The organism is Pseudomonas fluorescens (assembly GCF_000730425.1).
GTDB lineage: Bacteria > Pseudomonadota > Gammaproteobacteria > Pseudomonadales > Pseudomonadaceae > Aquipseudomonas > Aquipseudomonas fluorescens_X.
Genome location: NZ_CP008896.1, coordinates 5,804,993 through 5,827,029, shown reverse-complemented (window position 1 = coordinate 5,827,029; position 22,037 = coordinate 5,804,993). Strand labels below are relative to the sequence as shown.

General features: G+C 61.0%; 23 protein-coding genes. 20 read left to right on the top strand and 3 right to left on the bottom strand.

What is annotated here, in order from left to right:
- Positions 1-75: 75 nt before the first annotated feature.
- From puuE to HZ99_RS26205, 8 genes are all read left to right on the top strand, one after another.
- Positions 76-1,002, top strand: a complete 927-nt coding sequence (puuE, locus tag HZ99_RS26235) for an allantoinase PuuE (RefSeq protein ID WP_038447271.1) — start codon at positions 76-78, stop codon at positions 1,000-1,002.
- Positions 999-1,514: a 2-oxo-4-hydroxy-4-carboxy-5-ureidoimidazoline decarboxylase gene (gene uraD, locus HZ99_RS26230; protein ID WP_038447269.1), complete on the top strand. Its 516-nt coding sequence runs from the start codon at positions 999-1,001 to the stop codon at positions 1,512-1,514. The genes puuE and uraD overlap by 4 nt, the downstream gene beginning before the upstream one ends.
- A 41-nt stretch (positions 1,515-1,555) precedes the next feature.
- Positions 1,556-2,551: an allantoicase gene (gene alc, locus HZ99_RS26225; RefSeq protein WP_038447267.1), complete on the top strand. Its 996-nt coding sequence runs from the start codon at positions 1,556-1,558 to the stop codon at positions 2,549-2,551.
- A 120-nt stretch (positions 2,552-2,671) separates the two neighbouring features.
- On the top strand, positions 2,672-3,175 hold the full coding sequence (locus tag HZ99_RS26220) for an ureidoglycolate lyase (RefSeq protein ID WP_038447265.1): 504 nt from the start codon (positions 2,672-2,674) through the stop codon (positions 3,173-3,175).
- 51 nt (positions 3,176-3,226) lie between these two features.
- Complete coding sequence (locus HZ99_RS26215) at positions 3,227-4,525, top strand: urate hydroxylase PuuD (protein WP_038447263.1); 1,299 nt, start codon at positions 3,227-3,229, stop codon at positions 4,523-4,525.
- A gap of 142 nt (positions 4,526-4,667) precedes the next feature.
- Positions 4,668-6,014 (top strand): nucleobase:cation symporter-2 family protein, encoded by a 1,347-nt coding sequence (locus HZ99_RS26210; RefSeq protein ID WP_038447261.1) that lies wholly within the window; start codon positions 4,668-4,670, stop codon positions 6,012-6,014.
- A 44-nt stretch (positions 6,015-6,058) separates the two neighbouring features.
- Positions 6,059-6,454 carry a hypothetical protein gene (locus HZ99_RS28850; protein ID WP_144243190.1) on the top strand — a complete coding sequence of 132 codons (396 nt, stop codon included), beginning with the start codon at positions 6,059-6,061 and terminating at the stop codon, positions 6,452-6,454.
- The gene (locus tag HZ99_RS26205; RefSeq protein ID WP_038447259.1) at positions 6,451-7,236 is read left to right on the top strand and encodes an outer membrane protein OmpK; all 786 of its coding nucleotides are present in this window, start codon (positions 6,451-6,453) and stop codon (positions 7,234-7,236) included. Before HZ99_RS28850 ends, HZ99_RS26205 begins: the two co-directional genes overlap by 4 nt.
- 38 nt (positions 7,237-7,274) lie before the next feature.
- Here HZ99_RS26205 and HZ99_RS26200 read toward each other — a convergent pair whose 3' ends face one another.
- Both HZ99_RS26200 and HZ99_RS26195 read right to left on the bottom strand, forming a co-directional pair.
- The gene (locus HZ99_RS26200) at positions 7,275-8,429 is read right to left on the bottom strand and encodes a patatin-like phospholipase family protein (protein ID WP_038447257.1); all 1,155 of its coding nucleotides are present in this window, start codon (positions 8,427-8,429) and stop codon (positions 7,275-7,277) included.
- A gap of 35 nt (positions 8,430-8,464) precedes the next feature.
- Positions 8,465-9,397: a lipid A biosynthesis lauroyl acyltransferase gene (locus HZ99_RS26195; protein WP_038447255.1), complete on the bottom strand. Its 933-nt coding sequence runs from the start codon at positions 9,395-9,397 to the stop codon at positions 8,465-8,467.
- A gap of 117 nt (positions 9,398-9,514) precedes the next feature.
- Between HZ99_RS26195 and minC the strand changes: the two genes are divergently transcribed.
- The 7 genes from minC to HZ99_RS26165 all read left to right on the top strand — a co-directional run bounded on the left by minC (position 9,515) and on the right by HZ99_RS26165 (position 16,353).
- A complete protein-coding gene (minC, locus tag HZ99_RS26190; protein ID WP_038447253.1) occupies positions 9,515-10,252 on the top strand; it encodes a septum site-determining protein MinC in 738 nt (245 codons plus the stop codon).
- A gap of 201 nt (positions 10,253-10,453) precedes the next feature.
- Positions 10,454-11,266 (top strand): septum site-determining protein MinD, encoded by an 813-nt coding sequence (gene minD, locus HZ99_RS26185; RefSeq protein WP_038447251.1) that lies wholly within the window; start codon positions 10,454-10,456, stop codon positions 11,264-11,266.
- A gap of 3 nt (positions 11,267-11,269) precedes the next feature.
- Positions 11,270-11,524, top strand: a complete 255-nt coding sequence (minE, locus tag HZ99_RS26180) for a cell division topological specificity factor MinE (protein ID WP_003175252.1) — start codon at positions 11,270-11,272, stop codon at positions 11,522-11,524.
- A gap of 119 nt (positions 11,525-11,643) precedes the next feature.
- Positions 11,644-12,279: an RluA family pseudouridine synthase gene (locus tag HZ99_RS26175; protein WP_038447249.1), complete on the top strand. Its 636-nt coding sequence runs from the start codon at positions 11,644-11,646 to the stop codon at positions 12,277-12,279.
- A gap of 171 nt (positions 12,280-12,450) precedes the next feature.
- Entirely contained in the window at positions 12,451-13,740 is a 1,290-nt protein-coding gene (locus HZ99_RS26170) for a M18 family aminopeptidase (protein ID WP_038447247.1), read from the top strand.
- Between the two features lie 185 nt (positions 13,741-13,925).
- Positions 13,926-14,102, top strand: a complete 177-nt coding sequence (locus tag HZ99_RS29070) for a hypothetical protein (RefSeq protein WP_166647837.1) — start codon at positions 13,926-13,928, stop codon at positions 14,100-14,102.
- 73 nt (positions 14,103-14,175) lie between these two features.
- The gene (locus tag HZ99_RS26165) at positions 14,176-16,353 is read left to right on the top strand and encodes a mechanosensitive ion channel family protein (RefSeq protein ID WP_038447245.1); all 2,178 of its coding nucleotides are present in this window, start codon (positions 14,176-14,178) and stop codon (positions 16,351-16,353) included.
- Here HZ99_RS26165 and HZ99_RS26160 read toward each other — a convergent pair.
- Positions 16,329-17,042 (bottom strand): UTRA domain-containing protein, encoded by a 714-nt coding sequence (locus tag HZ99_RS26160; protein ID WP_038447242.1) that lies wholly within the window; start codon positions 17,040-17,042, stop codon positions 16,329-16,331. The genes HZ99_RS26165 and HZ99_RS26160 overlap by 25 nt on opposite strands.
- 348 nt (positions 17,043-17,390) lie before the next feature.
- On the opposite strand from HZ99_RS26160, the gene HZ99_RS26155 reads away from it, so the two are divergent.
- From HZ99_RS26155 to HZ99_RS26135, 5 genes are all read left to right on the top strand, one after another.
- Positions 17,391-18,458 (top strand): ABC transporter substrate-binding protein, encoded by a 1,068-nt coding sequence (locus HZ99_RS26155; RefSeq protein WP_038447240.1) that lies wholly within the window; start codon positions 17,391-17,393, stop codon positions 18,456-18,458.
- 144 nt (positions 18,459-18,602) lie between these two features.
- A complete protein-coding gene (locus tag HZ99_RS26150) occupies positions 18,603-19,409 on the top strand; it encodes an alkaline phosphatase family protein (protein WP_038447238.1) in 807 nt (268 codons plus the stop codon).
- Complete coding sequence (locus HZ99_RS26145; protein WP_038447236.1) at positions 19,406-20,251, top strand: ABC transporter permease; 846 nt, start codon at positions 19,406-19,408, stop codon at positions 20,249-20,251. The genes HZ99_RS26150 and HZ99_RS26145 overlap by 4 nt, the downstream gene beginning before the upstream one ends.
- A complete protein-coding gene (locus tag HZ99_RS26140; RefSeq protein WP_029292823.1) occupies positions 20,238-21,038 on the top strand; it encodes an ABC transporter permease in 801 nt (266 codons plus the stop codon). Before HZ99_RS26145 ends, HZ99_RS26140 begins: the two co-directional genes overlap by 14 nt.
- Positions 21,035-22,024, top strand: a complete 990-nt coding sequence (locus tag HZ99_RS26135; RefSeq protein WP_038447234.1) for an ABC transporter ATP-binding protein — start codon at positions 21,035-21,037, stop codon at positions 22,022-22,024. The genes HZ99_RS26140 and HZ99_RS26135 overlap by 4 nt, the downstream gene beginning before the upstream one ends.
- Positions 22,025-22,037: the final 13 nt, after the last annotated feature.

Sequence of the window (22,037 nt, the reverse complement as noted above, 5' to 3'; positions counted from 1 at the left end):
GTTGTATACAATCAGCCCATCGCTGTGACGCCACGACCGCCACACCATCGATCACGAATAAGAAGGAAGACTGCAGTGAGCGCTGACTACCCACGCGACCTGATCGGTTACGGCAGTAACCCTGTGCACCCACACTGGCCGGGCAATGCGCGTATCGCCTTGTCGTTCGTACTCAATTACGAAGAAGGTGGTGAACGCAATATCCTGCACGGTGACAAAGAGTCGGAAGCCTTCCTCTCGGAAATGGTCTCGGCCCAACCGCTGCAAGGCGCACGCAATATGAGCATGGAGTCGCTATATGAATACGGCAGCCGTGCCGGTGTGTGGCGCATCCTCAAGCTGTTCAAGGCATTCGACATTCCGCTGACCATCTTCGCCGTGGCCATGGCCGCCCAGCGTCATCCCGATGTCATCCGCGCCATGGTCGCCGCCGGCCACGAGATCTGCAGCCACGGCTACCGCTGGATCGACTACCAATACATGGACGAGGCCCAGGAGCGCGAGCATATGCTCGAAGCCATCCGTATCCTCACTGAACTGACCGGCGAGCGCCCACTGGGCTGGTACACCGGACGCACCGGCCCGAATACGCGGCGGCTGGTGATGGAGGAAGGCGGCTTCCTGTATGACTGCGACACCTACGACGACGACCTGCCCTACTGGGAACCGAACAACCCGACCGGCAAGCCGCACCTGGTGATCCCCTACACCCTGGACACCAACGACATGCGCTTCACCCAGGTCCAGGGCTTCAACAAGGGCGACGACTTCTTCGAATACCTCAAGGACGCCTTCGATGTGCTGTATGCCGAAGGGGCCGAGGCGCCAAAAATGCTGTCCATCGGCCTGCATTGCCGCCTGATCGGCCGCCCGGCGCGCCTGGCCGCACTCAAGCGCTTTATCGAATACGCCAAGGGCCATGACCAGGTGTGGTTCACCCGCCGCGTCGACATTGCCCGCCACTGGCATGACGTACACCCTTTGCAGGGAGCCGCCAAATGACTGCTTTCCAAACCCTGAAACCCTCGGCCCTCAGCCGCGACGAGTTCGTCGCTGCCTTCGCCGATATCTATGAACACTCGCCATGGGTGGCCGAAAAGGCCTTCGACCTGGGCCAGGACGCCTCGATCGATGAGATCGAGACCCTGCACCAGCGCATGAGCGATATCCTATTGAGCGCCGATCACACCAGGCAACTGGCCCTGATCAACGCTCACCCGGACCTGGCAGGCCGTGCGGCCGTCCAGGGCCAACTGACCGAAGCCAGCACGAATGAACAGGCTGGCGCCGGTATCCACCAATGCTCGAGCGACGAGTTTTCACGCTTCACCGAGCTGAACAACGCCTACAAGGCCAAGTTCAAGTTTCCCTTCATCATGGCGGTAAAAGGCAGCAACCGGCATCAGATCCTCGCCGCGTTTGAAACGCGCATCCACAACCCGGTCGAAACCGAGTTCAAGTGCGCGCTGGCAGAGATCAACAAGATCGCGTTGTTCCGTTTATTGACCCTCTAAACCACCATCCCCAGCCACTCTATCTAAGGCAGACAAGAAGAATGAAAGCGCAACCCGTACCTTTCGAGAAGTTCGTCAACCTGGCCGACGCCCGCCTGGGCACCAAGATCATCTCTGTGACCGATGACTGGTTCGCCGACGCCAACCGACTGTTCCAGCCGACCCCGGCCGTATGGAAGGAGGGCGTTTTCGATGATAACGGCAAGTGGATGGACGGCTGGGAGTCACGCCGCAAGCGCTTCGAAGGCTTCGACAGCGCGGTGATCCGCCTGGGCGTACCGGGCTCGATCAAAGGCGTGGACATCGACACTTCATTCTTCACCGGCAACTTCCCGCCATCGGCGTCCCTTGAAGGTTGCTTCCTGGCGTCGGGCGAGCCCAATGACAACACCCAGTGGGTCGAAGTGTTGTCTGCCGTAGAGTTGCAGGGCAACAGCCATCATTTCCACGAAATCAACAACGACCAGGCATTCAGCCACCTGCGCTTCAACATCTTCCCGGATGGTGGCGTGGCTCGCCTGCGCGTGTATGGCATTCCGTTCCGCGACTGGTCGGCGGTAGGCGACAACGAGCAAGTGGACCTGGCCTCCTCCCTCAATGGCGGGCGTGCCCTGGCGTGCTCCGACGAACACTTCGGGCGCATGGGCAACATCCTCAACCCGGGCCGTGGCATCAACATGGGCGACGGCTGGGAAACCGCCCGCCGCCGCACACCTGGCAATGACTGGGTGATCGTCGCACTGGGGCATGCCGGCGAGATCGAGAAAGTGGTGGTCGACACCCTGCACTTCAAGGGCAACTACCCGGACACTTGCTCGATCCAGGGCGCGTTCGTCAAAGGCGGTACCGACAGCCAGATCGAGACCCAATCGCTGTTCTGGCGCGAGCTGCTGCCGGCGCAGAAGCTGGAAATGCACGCCGAACACACCTTTGCCGAGCAGATCAAGGCACTGGGCCCGATCACCCACATCCGCCTCAACGTATTCCCGGATGGTGGTGTAAGCCGCCTGCGGGTTTTCGGCAAGGTTTCGAAGTAAGCGGTGATGCCATTCGCGAGCAAGCCCGCTCCCACAGGGGAATGCATTCCAAATGTGGGAGCGGGCTTGCTCGCGAAGGCGCCAGAACAAACAACACAGAATCCGGATAAGAAGACAGCCATGCGCACACTGATGATCGAACCCTTGACCAAAGAAGCCTTTGCCCCTTTCGGAGACGTTATCGAAACCGAAGGCAGCGATCACTTCATGATCAACAACGGCTCGACCATGCGCTTTCATAAACTGGCGACGGTCGAGACCGCCACGCCAGAGGACCACGCCATCATCAGCATCTTCCGCGCCGATGCGCAGGACATGCCGCTGACCGTGTGCATGCTGGAAAGACACCCGCTGGGCAGCCAGGCCTTTATTCCGCTGCTCGGCAACCCCTTTCTGATCGTGGTCGCGCCCGTTGGCGATGCACCTGTATCAGGCTTGGTCCGCGCCTTCGTCACCAACGGCAGGCAGGGCATTAATTACCATCGCGGCGTCTGGCACCACCCGGTGCTGACGATCGAAAAGCGGGATGACTTCCTGGTGGTTGATCGCAGTGGCACAGGCAATAACTGCGATGAGCATTTTTTCAAAGAGGATGAGCGGTTGATCCTCGCCCCCCACCAATAAGAGAAGGTCCGATCACCCGACAACAAGGGTGACGGGCGAGAGGTAAAGACTGTGGAAGCACATCTGTTGGAATGGCTGAACCTTAGCGTGCGCTGGGTTCATATGATCACTGGCGTGGCCTGGATCGGTGCGTCTTTCTATTTCGTATGGCTGGAAAACAACCTTAACCGCGTCAACCCCAAAAACGGCCTGGCTGGCGATTTATGGGCGATCCACGGTGGCGGTATCTACCACCTGGAAAAATACAAACTGGCCCCGCCGACCATGCCGGACAACCTGCACTGGTTCAAATGGGAAGCCTATTTCACCTGGATGTCGGGCGTCGCGCTGCTCTGCGTGGTGTTCTACCTCAACCCGACGCTGTACCTGCTGGCCCCCGGCAGCAGCCTCAGTGGCACCGAAGGCGTATTGCTGGGCATTGGCTCACTGTTCGCCGGCTGGTTCATCTACTCCTTTCTCTGCGACTCGGCCCTGGGTAAACGCCCTGCCCTGCTCGGTTTCATCCTGTTCGTGCTGTTGATCGGCGCCGCCTATGGCTTCAGCAAGGTGTTCAGCGGTCGCGGTGCATACCTGCATGTGGGTGCGATCATCGGCACCATCATGGTCGGTAACGTGTTCCGCATCATCATGCCCGCCCAACGTGCGCTGGTGGCAGCGATTGCAGAAAACCGCACGCCGGATCCCGCACTGCCGGCCAAGGGCCTGTTGCGTTCGCGGCACAACAACTACTTCACTCTGCCGGTGCTGTTCATCATGATCAGCAACCATTTCCCGAGCACCTACGGCAGCCAGTACAACTGGTTGATCCTGGCCGGGATCGCAGTGGCGGCGGTGTTGGTGCGGCACTACTTCAACACCCGCCATGACAGCCAGAAATACGCCTGGACCCTGCCGGTCGGCGCCCTGGCGATGATCTGCCTGGCTTATGTCACTGGGCCGAAACCCGTGGCTAGCACACCGGACGTGGCCAAGGCACCTGCGGCCATCGAGTACCAGCCATTGCCAGAAACGGCCTTGGGTGGCGGCCTCAAGCCAGCAGCCCCCGCCGCGCCAGCACCGGCGGCAGAAGCGGCTCCGGCCCAGGCCTCGACTGACTTTGGCAAGGTCCATAGCGTGATTGAACAACGCTGCACGGTGTGCCATTCGGCCAAACCCACCAGCCCGCTGTTCAGTGCCGCGCCGGCCGGAGTGATGTTCGATACCCCGGCGCAGATCCAGCAGCAGGCAGCGCGCATCCAGGCACAGGCGGTTGCCAGCCAGATCATGCCGCTGGGCAACATTACCCAGATGACCCAGCAGGAACGGGACTTGATTGGCAGTTGGATCAATCAGGGGGCCCGCACCAATTAAATCTTTGGTGGCTTGACGGCCGCCATCGCCGGCAAGCCGGCTCCTACAAGGGTTGCATTCACCTGTAGGAGCCGGCTTGCTGGCGATCAACCGCCCAGCGGTTGCCAAACAACACAAAAATAAAAAAGATCCGAGGTGTTGCATGTCCGAGTTAGCCGAACCGCAGATTCCTGCCGCACCCGCCATGGTGCGGCTGCCCCTTTTGCAACTGATCCTGGTAGGCCTGCAACATGTACTGCTGATGTATGGCGGTGCAGTGGCCGTGCCGTTGATCATCGGACAAGCCGCGGGCTTGAGTCGTGAAGAAATCGCCTTTTTGATCAACGCCGACCTGCTGGTGGCGGGGATCGCCACCATGGTCCAGTCCTTCGGAATCGGCCCCCTGGGCATCCGGATGCCGGTGATGATGGGCGCCAGTTTCGCCGCCGTCGGCAGCATGGTCGCCATGGCGGGCATGCCGGGGATCGGCCTGCAAGGGATCTTTGGCGCGACCATCGCCGCCGGATTCTTTGGCATGGTCATCGCGCCATTCATGTCCAAGGTGGTGCGTTTCTTCCCACCGTTGGTGACCGGTACCGTGATCACGGCCATCGGTCTTTCGTTGTTTCCCGTGGCGGTGAACTGGGCTGGCGGCGGCGCCACTGCCGTGCAGTTCGGCTCGCCGATCTACCTGGCCATTGCTGGCCTGGTGCTCGCCACCATCTTGTTGATCAACCGTTTCATGCGCGGCTTCTGGGTCAATATCTCGGTACTGATCGGTATGGCCCTGGGCTACGCCTTATGCGGATTGCTCGGCATGGTCGACCTCGGCGGCCTGGAACAGGCGCCGTGGGTACAAGTGGTCACGCCGTTGCACTTTGGCATGCCCAAGTTCGAGCTGGCGCCGATCCTGTCGATGTGCCTGGTGGTGGTGATTATCTTTGTCGAGTCCACTGGCATGTTCCTCGCCCTGGGCAAGATCACCGGCCAGGAAGTCACCCCGAAAATGCTGCGCCGCGGCCTGTTGTGCGATGCCGGTGCGTCGTTCTTCGCCGGGTTCTTCAATACCTTCACCCACTCCTCTTTCGCCCAGAACATCGGCCTGGTGCAGATGACCGGTGTGCGCTGCCGCTCGGTGACGATCATGGCCGGGGCCTTCCTGATTGTCCTCAGCCTGCTGCCCAAGGCGGCGTTCCTGGTGGCCTCGATTCCTCCGGCGGTGCTGGGCGGCGCGGCGATCGCGATGTTCGGCATGGTGGCGGCGACCGGGATCAAGATCCTGCAGGAAGCCGACATCGCTGACCGTCGCAACCAGTTGCTGGTGGCGGTCAGCATCGGCATGGGCCTGATCCCGGTGGTACGCCCGGAGTTCTTCGCGCAACTGCCCCTGTGGATGAGCCCGATTACCCATAGCGGCATTGCCATGGCCACGCTCAGCGCGTTATCGCTGAACGTGCTGTTCAACATTCTGGGCGGTTCAGAACGCCCCGCAGTCGCCCATACGCATTGATTCCTTCGTGACTACAAAAATAACAACGAACAGGGAACATCCGCATGCACACCCTAGACCTGGGGCCGGCCACACACCGTGCCCCATTCTCGCCCCCCGCGCTCGTTTACAGCGCACTTGAGCACAGGCTCTGGAGCCAGTATTCTCCGCGCCCGCTCGAATCGACTCAAAAAAAAACAGCGAATGTAAAAGCTGACTTAAAGGCCAACTTATCCCGGCCCTATGTCCGCTGCCAAAGTGCGCAAAAGTCCTCTGAATCCGACTGCATCCGATGTAGTCGGCGGGGATTTTTTGGCTTTTCAAACACTTTGGCGCAGCTCTTGCTAAAAGCATCAAAGCTGACCGAACAGACGATTTTTGCAGCGAACCAAAAGGCGCCACACCAGAGCGCCTGCGTAGAAGAAAAACCACAAAACCTTAGCTCGGGAGCAACCGAATGAAACGTACCGTGAACAGCCTGATGTTGGCCGGATCCCTGCTGGCCGGGGGCCAGGCAATGGCGGGTGACCTGCTGCAGTGGCAGAACAACAGCCTGACTTACCTGTGGGGCAAGGACTTCAAGGTCAACCCGCAAGTCCAGCAAACCGTCACCTTTGAACATGCCGATGCATGGAAGTACGGCGACAACTTCTTCTTCCTCGACCGTATCTTTTACAACGGCAAGGAAGACGGCAACGCCGGCCCCAATACTTACTACGGCGAGTTCAGCCCACGGTTGTCGTTTGGCAAGATCTTCGATAAAGACTTGTCCTTCGGCCCGATCAAAGATGTATTGCTGGCGTTCACCTACGAGTTCGGCGAAGGCGACAATGAGTCCTACCTGCTAGGCCCGGGATTCGACCTGAATATCCCCGGCTTCGACTACTTCCAGTTGAACTTCTACCAGCGTCAGACCGAAGGCAATCGCCCCGGTGACGGCGTATGGCAAATCACCCCGGTATGGTCGTACACCATTCCCGTGGGCAACTCCGACGTGCTGATCGACGGCTTCATGGACTGGGTGGTGGATAACGACAAGAACGCCCGTGGCACTTACCACGCCAACCTGCACTTCAACCCGCAGGTCAAATATGACTTGGGCAAGGCCATGAACTGGGGCGCCAAGCAGTTGTATGTGGGTTTTGAATACGACTACTGGAAGAACAAGTACGGGATCCAGGACAGCGGTGCATTCGAGACCAACCAGGACACCGCCAGCCTGTTGGTCAAGTACCACTTCTAAGGCCCCACTGTGGGAGCGGGCTTGCCCGCTCCCACATTTTAGATCGGCGCAATTCCTAGGAAGCGTGATAACTCCTCACGCTTGGCCAGCGCATCGCGCCGGCCCAACTCGATCAGCTCGCTGCAATACCCCGCCTCGAACAACAGATAACTGAGCACCCCGGCCCCGCTGGTCTTGGTCGCTCCTGGCCCACGCAAAAACAAGCGCAAGGCCGCCGGCAGTTCCTGACGATGGCGGGCCGCGATCTCATCGATGGGCTGGCTGGGGGCAATCACCAGTACCTCTACGGGGGCAAGCCCGCGCGCGGCACTGTCGGCCGGCTGCAGATGGCTGAACTGGTTGAGGCGCTCCAGCAACTCGATATCACTCTCAAGGCTGTCAATGAACGTGCTGTTGAGCATATGCCCACCAATCTGCGCCAGGGTCGGCTCCTGGCCGGTATAGGTGCGTTGCTGGGGCGCCGATGGGTCGATGGAGCGCGGGTTACCGCTGACCCCCACTACCAGCACCCGACTGGCCCCCAGGTGCAATGCCGGGCTGATAGGCGCCGATTGCCGGACAGCCCCATCGCCAAAATATTCCTGATCAAGTTTGACCGGCGCAAACAGCAATGGAATCGCCGAACTGGCCAGCAGATGCTCCACCGTCAACTGCGTGGGCACGCCAATGCGCCGGTGGCGCAGCCAGGCATCGATGGTGCCGCCGCCCTGATAGAACGTCACCGCCTGCCCTGACTCATAGCCGAACGCCGTCACGGCTACGGCGTGCAGGTGTTTGTTGCCGATTGCCTCATTGATGCCTTCAAAGTGCAGTTTGTCTTGCAGCAACGCCCGCAGCGGCGAGCTGTCGAGCAACGCCACCGGCACGGGTGAGCCCAGGCCCAGCAGGCTTCGGGTCAGAAAGCGGCTGGCCTGGTGAATCACCCCAGGCCAATCGCTGCGCAGCACCAAGTGGCTGCGAAAGCCCTGCCAGAATGCAGTGAGGCGCGCGATTGCCGCGCGAAAGTCCATGGCGCCACTGGCCAGGCTCACCGCGTTGATCGCCCCGGCCGACGTACCGACAATCACCGGGAAGGGATTGGCTGCCCCCGGCGGCAACAGTTCGGCAATCGCCGCCAGTACCCCGACCTGATAGGCCGCACGCGCCCCGCCGCCAGAAAGAATCAAGCCTGTGACCGGTTCAGTTGGACGCATTGCATCACTCCATGGGCGGGGAATAATCCGTTTGTTCAGCGGCGCTTTTCGTACAGTTTGGGTTCGCCTGGTGGCCGGCTCTTGAAGCGGCGATGAGCCCACAGGTATTGCTCAGGGCACTGGCGTACCGCGGTTTCGACCCATTGGTTGATGCGCAGGCAGTCGGCTTCATCGGATTCACCGGGGAAGTCGCTCAACGGCGGGTGAATCACCATACGGTAGCCACTGCCATCGGCCAGGCGCTCCTGGGTAAACGGCACCACCAACGCCTTGCCCAGGCGCGCGAATTTGCTGGTCGCCGTGACGGTGGCGGCCTGGATGCCGAACAACGGCACAAAAATGCTTTGCTTGGCGCCGTAGTCCTGGTCCGGCGCGTACCAGATCGCCCGGCCGGCGCGCAGCAGTTTGAGCATGCCGCGTACGTCTTCACGCTCTACCGCCAGGGAATCGAGGTTGTGCCGCTCGCGACCACGACGCTGGATAAAATCGAACAACGGATTGCCATGCTGGCGGTACATGCCGTCGATGGTGTGCTTCTGCCCCAGCAAGGCCGCGCCGATCTCCAGGGTGGTGAAATGCAGGGCCATGAGGATCACGCCCTTGCCTTCCAGTTGCGCCTGCTTGAGGTGTTCCAGCCCTTCGACATGGGCCAGGCGTGCCAGACGCGGCTTGGACCACCACCAACTCATGGCCATTTCAAAGAAGGCGATGCCCGTGGACGCGAAGTTTTCCTTGAGCAAATGTTTACGCTCCTGGACAGGCATTTGCGGGAAGCACAGCTCCAGGTTTCGCGCAGCAATGCGCCGACGTTCACCGGCCACGCGGTACATAAACGCACCCAATACACGGCCAATGCCCAGTAGCACCCGGTATGGCAACTGGGTGATCAGCCACAGCAGGCCGAGCCCCAGCCATAGCAGCCAGAAGCGCGGGTGAAAAAATACAGCTCGAAAACGCGGGCGATCCATTACAGATTCCGGTAAAGACAGGGCCGCGCATTCTACAACGGTTCGACCCGGCTTGCGGCTAGCGGTTGTTCTCGTTATAAGTCTCGACACTTTTCGTGACAAGCCGCTTTGCCGACCATGAGCCAAACTGAATCGCTAGACCAAGATCCCGTATTCCAGCTCAAAGGCAGCATGCTCGCCATTACTGTGCTGGAGCTGGCCCGTAACGACCTTGATGCCCTGGATCGCCAGCTCGCCGCCAAAGTCGCCCTGGCGCCGAATTTTTTCAACAACGCGCCGCTGGTGCTGGCCCTGGATAAATTGCCGGCTGGCCAGGGCGCGGTCGACCTGCCTGGGCTGATGCGTGTTTGCCGTCAACATGGTCTGCGCACCCTGGCCATTCGCGCCAGCCGTATCGAAGACATCGCAGCCGCCATCGCCATTGAACTGCCAGTATTGCCACCCTCCGGCGCCCGCGAGCGTGTGCTCGACCCGGTGGAAGGTGAAGTGAAGAAAAAACCGGAAAAACCGCCAGAGCCGACGATCAAGCCTACAAGGATCATCACCTCTCCCGTACGCGGTGGGCAGCAGATTTACGCCCAGGGCGGCGACCTGGTGGTAGTCGCCCCGGTCAGTCCCGGCGCGGAACTTCTCGCCGATGGCAACATCCATGTATACGGCCCAATGCGCGGTCGGGCACTGGCTGGGGTCAAGGGCGATACCAAGGCCCGGATCTTCTGCCAGCAATTGAGCGCTGAGCTGGTATCCATCGCCGGCCAGTACAAGGTTTCGGAAGATTTGCGCCGTGATCCGCTGTGGGGGGCCGGGGTACAAGTCAGCCTGTCGGGCGATGTGTTGAACATCATCCGTCTTTAACGGATACTGCCGCATTTTCCAAGCATCTCTGGACTCTGATAGCACAGCGAAACCGGCAAGACTTGCGTAGGAATAACTGAAAGTTGGTGTATCCCCTACGGGAAGCACGTCTTTTTCCTACGAAGGCTGTCCGCCTGCAGCGAGTTTCAAGAGATGTTTTTCAGGGACTGAGAGGTCCTTTTTCCTTAGGGGTGAAACACCTTGGCCAAGATTCTCGTGGTTACATCCGGCAAGGGTGGTGTGGGTAAGACCACCACCAGCGCCGCTATCGGTACCGGCCTCGCTCTGCGCGGCCACAAGACAGTCATCGTCGACTTCGACGTCGGCTTGCGTAACCTCGACCTGATCATGGGCTGTGAACGCCGCGTGGTGTACGACTTCGTCAACGTGGTCAACGGCGAAGCCAACCTGCAGCAGGCCCTGATCAAGGACAAGCGCCTTGAGAACCTGTATGTACTGGCCGCCAGCCAGACCCGCGACAAAGACGCGCTGACCAAGGAAGGCGTGGGCAAAGTTCTGGCCGAGTTGAAAGAAACCTTCGAATACGTGGTCTGCGATTCCCCGGCGGGTATCGAGACCGGTGCTCACCTGGCGATGTATTTCGCCGATGAAGCCATCGTCGTGACCAACCCGGAAGTGTCCTCGGTACGTGACTCGGACCGCATGCTCGGCCTGTTGGCCAGCAAGTCCAAGCGCGCCGAAGAAAATCAGGACCCGATCAAGGAGCACCTGCTGCTCACCCGCTACAACCCTGAGCGCGTCAGCAATGGCGAAATGCTCGGTGTTGAAGACGTCAAGGAAATCCTCGCGGTGACCCTGCTGGGCGTGATCCCGGAATCCCAGGCCGTGCTCAAGGCTTCCAACCAGGGCGTACCGGTGATTCTTGACGACCAGAGCGACGCCGGCCAGGCATACAGCGATGCTGTCGATCGCCTGCTGGGCAAGACCGTGGAACATCGCTTCCTCGATGTAAAGAAGAAGGGATTCTTCGAGCGTATCTTTGGAGGCAACTAAATAATGAAATTTCTCGACTTCTTTCGCGCCAACAAAAAGCCAAGCACCGCGTCGGTCGCGAAAGAGCGTCTACAGATCATCGTGGCGCACGAACGCGGCCAACGCAGTACCCCGGACTACCTGCCAGCCTTGCAGAAGGAACTGGTAGAGGTGATCCGCAAGTACGTCAATATCGGCAACGATGACGTGCATGTCGCTCTGGAAAACGACGGCAGCTGCTCGATTCTGGAACTCAATATCACCCTGCCTGATCGTTGATCGAACAGGCGGTCGCCACGGCGGCTGCGCTACCCGGCTCCCTGTAGGAGCGAGCTTGCTCGCGCCTACAGGGAGCCGGGTAGCGCAGCCGCCGTTGGCGTTTGTTACGAGGCTGTTTAATGCCGCTGTCCAATATCCATATCCTTCACCAGGACGACGCCGTCCTGGTGGTGAACAAGCCTACCCTGCTGCTGTCGGTGCCAGGTCGCGCCGACGACAACAAGGACTGCCTGATCACCCGCCTGCAGGAAAACGGTTATCCCGAAGCCCGTATCGTCCATCGACTGGACTGGGAAACCTCGGGGATCATCCTGCTGGCCAGGGATGCCGACACTCATCGCGAACTGTCTCGCCAGTTTCACGACCGCGAAACCGAAAAAGCCTACACCGCCTTGTGCTGGGGCCAGCCACAACTGGACAGCGGCAGCATCGACCTGCCGCTGCGCTATGACCCGCCGACCAAGCCCCGGCACGTGGTAGACCACGAGTTCGGCAAACACGCCCTGACGTTCTGGAAGGTACTGGAGCGTTGCGGGGATTGGTGCCGGGTCGAACTGACGCCGATTACCGGGCGTTCGCACCAACTGCGGGTACATATGCTGTCCATCGGCCATCCGCTCCTCGGTGATGGCTTGTATGCCCACGAACAGGCCCTGGCCGCCTGGCCACGCCTGTGCCTGCACGCGAGCATGCTGAGCTTTACCCACCCGCAAAGCGGTGAGCGATTGCGGTTCGAGTGCCCTGCGCCGTTCTAGTAGGTAAACGCAATCAAAATGTGGGAGCGGGCTTGCCCGCGAATACGTTGTGCCAGTCGCTGAATAAGCTAACTGATCCACCGCATTCGCGAGCAAGCCCGCTCCCACATTTGTTCTGTGCACTTATCACATCGGACGGTAAACTCGCGCCATTGCTGTCTGGAGCTACTTATGCGCGAAGCGTTGAATCAAGGCCTGATCGACTTCCTCAAGGCCTCTCCCACCCCTTTTCATGCCACTGCCGCCCTGGCCCAGCGCCTGGAAGCTGCCGGTTTCCAGCGCCTCGACGAGCGCGAGACCTGGGCCATCGAGGCCAATGGTCGCTACTACGTGACCCGCAACGACTCCTCCATCATCGCGTTCAAGATGGGCCGCCAATCGCCCCTGCACGACGGCATCCGCCTGGTCGGCGCCCACACCGACAGCCCGTGCCTGCGGGTCAAGCCGCAACCTGAGCTGCAGCGTCAGGGCTTCTGGCAACTGGGCGTGGAAGTCTACGGCGGCGCGCTGCTGGCGCCATGGTTCGACCGTGACCTGTCCCTGGCCGGCCGCGTGACGTTCCGACGTGACGGCAAGGTCGAAAGCCAGTTGATCGACTTCAAGCTGCCGATCGCCATCATCCCCAACCTGGCCATCCACCTGAACCGTGAAGCCAACCAGGGCTGGGCAATCAATGCCCAGACCGAGCTGCCGCCGATCCTCGCCCAGTTTGCCGGTGATGAGCGCGTGGACTTTCGCGCCGTACTCACCGACCAACTGGCCCGCGAACATGGGTTGAACGCTGATGTGGTGCTCGACTACGAGCTGAGCTTCTACGATACCCAAGGCGCGGCGGTGATCGGCCTGCATGGCGACTTTATCGCCGGCGCCCGCCTGGACAACCTGCTGTCGTGCTACGCCGGCCTGCAGGCCCTGCTCACCAGCGAGACCGACGAAACCTGCGTGCTGGTGTGTACCGACCACGAAGAAGTCGGCTCCTGCTCGGCCTGCGGTGCCGACGGGCCGATGCTGGAACAGACCCTGCGTCGCCTGCTGCCTGAAGGTGATGAGTTTGTACGCGCGATTCAGAAGTCGCTGCTGGTATCCGCCGACAACGCCCATGGCATCCACCCCAACTATGCCGACAAGCACGACGCCAACCACGGCCCGAAACTCAATGCCGGCCCGGTGATCAAGGTCAACAGCAACCAGCGCTACGCCACCAACAGCGAAACCGCCGGGTTCTTCCGCCACCTGTGCATGGCCGAAGAAGTGCCCGTGCAGAGTTTCGTGGTGCGCAGCGACATGGGCTGTGGCTCGACCATCGGCCCGATCACCGCCAGCCACCTGGGCGTGCGCACCGTGGATATCGGCCTGCCGACATTTGCCATGCACTCGATCCGCGAGCTGTGCGGCAGCCACGACCTGGCGCACCTGGTGAAGGTGTTGAGCGCGTTCTATGCGAGTCGTGACTTGCCCTGAGGAGGCGCTGCTGCCAATCGCGGGCAAGCCCGCTCCCACAAGACACCGCATCCAAATGTGGGAGCGGGCTTGCCCGCGATGGCGATTTCGACCGCACGACCTCTCTATCTGACACACATCAAGGCACCCTGCGCCAAACACGCCTAGACTGGTCATCATCTTCCAACGACAAGGCCGTCCCCACCATGATCCCGATGTCCGCCTTCCACGCCATGCTCATTCCCATCCTCACGGGCATGATCCTGCTGGCCGTTGGCTTCAACTTCCGCGACAAGAACCTGGGTGTGTTTGGCATGTGGGTCGGCATGCTGCTGATTCTCGGCACCATCGTCTACCGCATCCTTGCCAAACTGGCCGAATAGACAAATGCACTCGCATTGGGCATAGCGCCCTCGTACACTCGGTCGATCTGTCGTTTCCAAGGTTGACCGCCTCGTGCTTGCCCGTCTGTTTGCCCTGCCCCACTGCCTGCTGCTTTGCCTGCTGATCCTGTTGCCCATCGCCCCAGCCCAGGCGGTCGGCCTGCCAGGCATCCTGGGCAGTACCACCAAGGCCCAACCACAGGCCGACGTGCCGTTGGGGCAATCCCTGGACGAAGTGATCAAGAATCTGGAAAACGACCAGCAACGCGCCAAGCTGCTGGCCGACCTGAAAAAGTTGCGCGAAGCCACGAAAAAGGCCCAGCCGGCGGCCGAGCAAGGGGTACTGGGCTTGATCGGTGGCACTCTGGCCAACCTCGAACAGCAACTGTCCGGTGCCGATAGCCCACTCAACCGCTGGTCCGTGGAGTTCGACCAGGCCAAGACCGAACTGGCAGCACTGATGCTGCCCGCCAGCGAATGGCTGCCGATCATCTTTGGCTTTGCCATGGTGCTGATGCTCTGGAGCCTGCTGGCCGCCGCGCTGATCTGGCTCAGCCACCGCGTGCGCCTGCGCTTTGGCCTCAGTGAAGAACTGCCACAACACCCCAAGACCTGGGACATGTTACGTTTTGCCTTGCGCAAGCTCGGCCCCTGGCTGATTGCCCTGGTGATCACCGTCTACCTGAGCTACGCCCTACCCTCGTCCCTGGGCAAGTCCCTGGCGATGGTGCTGGCCTACGCACTGGTGGTCGGCACCTGCTTTTCAGCGATCTGCGTCATTGCCTTTTCCGTGCTCGACGGCCCACACCGCCACCGGGCCCTGTATATCCTGCGCCACCAGGCGTTTCGGCCGTTGTGGCTGATCGGCAGCTTCGCCGCCTTCGGCGAGGCCCTGAGCGATCCACGCCTGACCGAAGCCCTGGGCACCCACCTGGCGCACAGCGCGGCGACCGTCGCCAATGTCCTGGCCGCGCTGTCCACCGGCGTGTTTATCCTGCGCTTCCGCCGCCCCATCGCACACCTGATCCGCAACCAGCCACTGTCCCGGCGCCTGACCCGCCGTGCGCTGAGCGACACCATCGAGATCATCGGCACCTTCTGGTACCTGCCCGCGCTGCTGTTGGTGGGCATTTCGCTGTTTGCCACCTTCGTGTCCGCCGGCGATACCAGCACCGCCTTGCGCCAGTCATTGCTGTGCACGGTGTTGCTGGTGCTGTGCATGGTGATCAACGGCCTGGTGCGCCGCCACGCCCTCAAGCCCCAGCGCGGGCACAAGCGCCATGCGTTGTATTCCGAGCGCCTGAAAAGCTTCGTCTACACCCTGGCCCACCTGGTGGTGTGGTTGGTGTTCATCGAACTGGGGCTGCGGGTCTGGGGCTGGTCGCTGATCCGCTTTACCGAAGGCGACGGGCATGAAATCAGCGTCAAGCTGTTCGGCCTCGCGGGCACCCTGCTGTTCGCCTGGCTGATCTGGATCCTCAGCGACACCGCCATCCACCACGCCCTCACGCGCTCGCGCAAAGGCCTGGCCAATGCGCGGGCGCAGACGATGATGCCGTTGATCCGCAACGTACTGTTCGTGACGATCTTTATCATCGCCGCCATCGTCGCCCTGGCGAACATGGGCATGAACGTCACGCCCCTGCTGGCCGGTGCCGGTGTGATCGGCCTGGCCATCGGTTTTGGCGCACAGTCACTGGTGGCGGACCTGATCACCGGCCTGTTCATCATCATCGAAGACTCCCTGGCCATCGATGACTATGTGGACGTCGGCGGCCACCTTGGCACCGTCGAAGGCCTGACCATCCGCACCGTGCGCCTGCGCGATATCGACGGTATCGTGCATACCATCCCGTTCAGCGAGATCAAGAGCATCAAGAATTACTCGCGGGAATTCGGCTATGCGATTTTCCGCGTGGCGGTGCCCGCCAGCATGGACATCGACACCGCGATCAAGCTGATGCGCGATGTCGGCCAGAAAATGCGCACCGATCCCCTGCAACGCCGCAATATCTGGTCGCCCCTGGAGTTCCAGGGTGTGGAGAGTTTCGAGTCCGGCAACGCCATTCTGCGCGCGCGCTTCAAGACCGCGCCGATCAAGCAATGGGAAGTCTCACGGGCGTTCAATCTGTCGCTCAAGCGCCACCTGGATGAGGCCGGGATGGACCTGGCGATGCCGCGCTTGAGTGTGCAGGTGGTGACGGCGGCGAGCGGGCCGCAGGACGCTCAGGCCACATCGACCCCGACGTGAATCGCATCATGGCGCCAGAACTCCAGGTCGCAATCGATCAGGCGCTGATGCTGATCGTAATTGACCCGGGCAATGCGCAGCCCGGGGCTGCCCACCGAGACCTTGAGGGCCGCCGCCGCCTCCACTTGCAATGAGGTCGGCACGATTTCGAAGCGCACGCGGCCATAGTGCAGATCGTACTTGCGGGCGTACAACTCGGTCATCGACTCGTTCAGGTCACATGCCAGGATCCCCGGGAAATACCGGGGGTTGAGGTAGTGCTCCACATACAACACCAGCCGCCCATCAATACGCCGCCCGCGGCAGATCTGGATCACGCTCGATAGCGCCGGCAGTTGCAGCCACGCGCACACGGCGGCCGAGGCGGGTTGCAGGCGCGCCGAAATGACTTCGGTGGAAGGCACCCGCCCCTGGGCGCTGACCATGGCGTGGAAGTGGCTGCGCTGCATCAGGTTGTAGGCCAGCCGGGGTGGCGACACAAACCAGCCACGGCGCTCCTCGCGGTAGATCCGGCCCTGGGCTTCCAGTTGCAGCAAGGCCTCGCGCACGGTGATGCGGGTGGTCCCAAACAACTCACTGAGTTTGCGCTCAGCGGGCAACTTGCTCGCGGGGCTCAATAAACCGTGGCTGATCTGCTCTTGCAGCGCCTGGCCAATGGCTGTCACCGCTTTGGTTGTCTCATCGCGCATCAACGTTACCTATCTGGACTAGGCCAGCACTGTTTGGGTGCGCCCAATGCCCTGGAATGGGCGGCGGCCACTGCGTGCAAGCCTAGGCATCCCACATGACCGACAGATGACAGCGCCTTGCGCCGCCGCCTCACCCACCCTGCAATACCCCGGCCAAGTCCAGGGATTACGGGGTTCTGGCCTTGGTCTACGCTTACCCGGCGGGCGCCTGCCCAGGCACTTGAAAAACGGCATCGACATGAAACTGTCATCCAGCGCGCCTAAATTGGCTCGTGTATTGCTGACCTAGACCAAACCAACCGCGCCATCAAAAAAACGCAGCGTTGAAAACGCCCAAAGGAGCTTCGGATGAAACAGCTTTTCCTGGCATCACTGTTAGGCTCGACCATTGCCATGTGCACCGCCGCCATGGCCGCTGACACCGATTTGAAAACCCTGGAAGCTGCCGCCAAGGCAGAAGGCGCCGTGAACAGCGTCGGCATGCCCAATGACTGGGCCAACTGGAGAGGCACCTGGGAAGACCTGGCGGCCAAGTACGGCCTCAAGCACATCGACACCGACATGAGCTCGGCCCAGGAAATCGCCAAGTTCGCAGCCGAAAAAGACAATGCCAGTGCCGATATCGGTGACGTGGGTGCTGCCTTCGGGCCGATTGCGGTCAAGCAGGGCGTGACCCAACCCTACAAACCCAGCACCTGGGAGCAGATCCCAGACTGGGCCAAGGACAAGGACGGCAATTGGGCACTGGCGTATACCGGCACCATCGCGTTTATCGTCAACAAGAAGCTGCTGCACGGCTCCGAAGTCCCGACCAAGTGGTCTGACCTGAAGAGCGGCAAGTACAAAGTCTCGATTGGTGATGTGAGCACCGCCGCCCAGGCCGCCAACGGTGTGCTGGCCGCAGCCCTGGCCAACGGTGGCGACGAGAAGAACATCCAGCCGGCGCTGCTGATGTTCGCCGAAATCGCCAAGCAGGGGCGTATTTCCCTGGCCAACCCGACCATCGCCACCATGGAAAAGGGCGAAGTGGAAGTGGGCGTGGTCTGGGACTTCAACGGCCTGAGCTACAAGGCCAAGATGGCCAACCCGGATGATTACGTGGTGCTGATCCCGTCGGATGGCTCGGTGATTTCCGGCTACACCACCATCATCAACAAATACGCCAAGCACCCCAACGCGGCCAAGCTGACCCGCGAGTACATCTTCAGCGATGCCGGGCAGATCAACCTGGCCAAGGGCAATGCACGGCCGATTCGTGCCGAGCACCTGACCCTGCCCGCCGAAGTGCAGGCCAAGCTGCTGCCCAACGAGCAGTACAAGGGTGTGACTCCGATCAAGGACGCCGATGCCTGGGAGAAGACCTCCAAGAGCTTGCCGCAGAAGTGGCAGGAAGAAGTCATCATCAACATGCAATAACACAACCAATGCAGGAGCCGGCTTGCCGGCGATGGCGGCCTGATATTCAACCATGCCGTTGACAGGTAGACCGCTATCGCCGGCAAGCCGGCTCCTACAGTTGATCCGGTTCAAGCAGATCCACCGAGCGGAGCCCCACCCCCTATGAAGCACAACGTCATCCTTGTGGTGCTCGACGGCCTGAACTACGAGGTCGCCCGGCATGCCATGGGGCATCTGCTGGCCTACGTCGGCGCAGGGCGTGCGGCGCTCTACAAGCTGGAGTGCGAATTGCCCGCCCTTTCGCGGCCGTTGTACGAATGCATCCTCACCGGCGTACCGCCAATCGACAGCGGCATCGTGCACAACCACGTCTCGCGCCTGTCCAACCAGCGCAGCATTTTCCATTACGCCCGCGACGCTGGCCTGACCACCGCCGCGGCGGCTTACCACTGGGTCAGCGAGTTGTACAACCGCTCGCCCTTCATCGCGGCCCGTGACCGGCACACCGATGACAAGACCCTGGCCATCCAGCACGGGCACTTCTACTGGAGCGACCATTACCCGGACGCCCACCTGTTTACCGATGCCGAAAGCCTGCGCCTCAAACATGCGCCGAACTTTTTAGTGGTGCACCCGATGAACATCGACGACGCTGGCCACAAGCACGGCCTCGACACCCCGCAATACCGCAACACTGCCCGTTCCGCCGACATCATCCTGGCCGACTACCTGCAAGGTTGGCTCGACGCCGGTTATCAGGTGCTGGTAACCGCCGACCACGGCATGAACAACGACCGCTCCCACAACGGCCTGTTGCCGCAAGAGCGCGAAGTACCGCTGTTTGTCCTTGGTGACGCCTTCAGCTTCGATCCCAAGGCCCGGCCCAAGCAAACCGATATCTGCGGCACCGTCTGCGCCCTGCTGGGCGTCGCCCACGACAAACCTGTCTGCCAGGAGCTGTTGAAGTGAGTTCAGTGATCCGTGGCAAATGGCTGGCCGCCTTGTGCCTGATACCTTTCGCCCTGTTTTTTATCGTGTTCCAGATCGCGCCGTTGTTCTGGGTGATGGTCAACAGCCTGCAATCGGAAGAGTTCGGCTGGGGCCTGGCCAACTTCAGCAAGATCTTCAGCTCGAAGTTCTACCTGCAGGCGATCCAGTACAGCCTGGAGCTGAGTTTCTACTCCAGCGTCTTCGGCATCCTCATCGCCGTGCTGGGCAGCTATTCGCTGCGCAAGGTGGATTCGCCGCTGCGCAACTTCGTCACGGCCTTCGCCAACATGACCAGCAACTTCTCCGGCGTGCCCTTGGCCTTTGCCTTCATCATCCTGCTGGGGTTCAACGGCAGCATCACCATCATGCTCAAGCAGGCCGGGATCATTCAGGACTTCAACCTGTACTCCAAGACCGGCCTGATCATCCTGTACACCTATTTCCAAATCCCCCTGGGCGTGTTGCTGCTGTACCCGGCCTTCGATGCCCTGCGCGAAGACTGGCGCGAGTCCGCAGCGCTCCTGGGCGCCAATGGCTGGCAGTACTGGCGGCATATCGGCCTGCCGGTGCTGGCCCCGGCGCTGCTGGGTACTTTCGTGATCCTGGTGGCCAACGCCCTGGGGGCCTATGCCACGGTGTATGCGTTGACCACCGGCAACTTCAACGTGCTGCCGATCCGCATCGCGGCGATGGTTTCCGGTGATATTTCCCTGGACCCGAACATGGCCAGCGCCCTGGCCGTGATCCTGGTGGCGCTGATGACCGTGGTCACTGTGGTCCATCAACTGCTGCTCAAGAGGAGCTACCATGTCTCGCGCTGAAGCCAGCCCCGTTGCCCTCTATCATCGCGTGGTGGTGTACCTGCTGTTCGCGATCCTGGTGCTGCCGCTGATTGGCACCCTGGTGTACTCACTCGCCAGCAGTTGGTCGGCCACCATCCTGCCCGCAGGTTTTACCTTCAAATGGTATGTGCAGCTGTGGAGCGACCCGCGCTTTCTGCATGCCTTTGGCCAATCGCTGCTGGTATGCGTCGGTGCGCTGATCCTGTCGGTGGTGCTGATCCTGCCGCTGCTGTTCGTGGTGCACTACCACTTCCCCCGGCTTGATGCGCTGATGAATATCCTGATCCTGCTGCCCTTCGCAGTGCCGCCGGTGGTGTCGTCGGTGGGGCTTTTGCAGCTGTATGGCTCAGGGCCGCTGGCCATGGTCGGCACGCCGTGGATCCTGATCGGCTGCTACTTCACCGTGGCGCTGCCCTTCATGTACCGCGCGATCACCAACAACCTGCAGGCGATCAACCTGCGTGACCTGATGGACGCCGCCCAACTGCTCGGCGCCAGCACCTGGCAGGCGGCGATCCTGGTGGTGCTGCCCAACCTGCGCAAGGGCCTGATGGTCGCCTTGCTGTTGTCGTTCTCGTTCCTGTTCGGCGAGTTTGTGTTCGCCAATATCCTCGTCGGCACGCGCTACGAGACCTTGCAGGTGTACCTCAACAATATGCGCAACAGCAGCGGCCACTTCACCAGCGCCGTGGTCATTTCCTATTTCCTTTTTGTGCTGCTGCTCACCTGGGCCGCCAACCTCTTGAACAAGGACAAAAGCCAATGAGCTTCGTCAGCGTCCAGCACCTGCAAAAAAGCTACGCCGCCACCCCGGTGTTCAGCGATATCAACTGCCAGATCGCCAAGGGCGAATTCGTCACCCTCCTCGGCCCGTCCGGCTGCGGTAAGTCCACGCTGCTGCGCTGCATCGCCGGCCTGACACCGGTGGACAGCGGGCAGATCCTGCTGGACGGCCAGGATATCGTTCCACTGAGCCCGCAGAAGCGTCATATCGGCATGGTGTTCCAGAGCTACGCGCTGTTCCCCAATATGACCGTGGAACAAAACGTTGCCTTCGGCCTGCGCATGCAGAAGGTCAATGCCGATGACCGCCATAAGCGGGTACAGGAAGTGCTGCAACTGGTGGAACTCAAAGACCTTGCCGGGCGCTATCCGCACCAGATGTCCGGTGGCCAGTGCCAGCGTGTGGCCCTCGCCCGTTCCCTGGTCACCCGGCCGCGCCTGCTATTGCTCGATGAGCCCCTGTCGGCCCTGGATGCGCGGATTCGCAAACACCTGCGCGAACAGATCCGCCAGATCCAGCGTGAACTGGGGCTGACGACCATCTTCGTGACCCACGACCAGGAAGAAGCCCTGGTCATGTCCGACCGCATCTTCCTGATGAACCAGGGCAAGATCGTGCAGAGTGGCGACGCCGAGACCCTCTACACCACGCCGGTGGATGCCTTTGCCGCCGGCTTTATCGGCAACTACAACCTGCTGGACGCCGAGCAGGCCAGCAAGCTGTTGCAACGCCCGGTCAGCGGGCGCATCGCCATCCGTCCCGAAGCCATCGTGCTGAACCGCAGTGGCGAACTGGACGCCCTGGTACGCAGCCACAGCCTGCTGGGCAACGTGATTCGCTACCATGTCGAAGCCCGGGGCATCGAATTGGTGGTGGACGTGCTCAACCGCTCGGCCCAGGATCTGCACCCAGACGGGCAACGCCTGGCACTTTCCATCGATCCCAGTGCGCTGTGTGAGGTAGCCTGAGGATGCAGCGTTT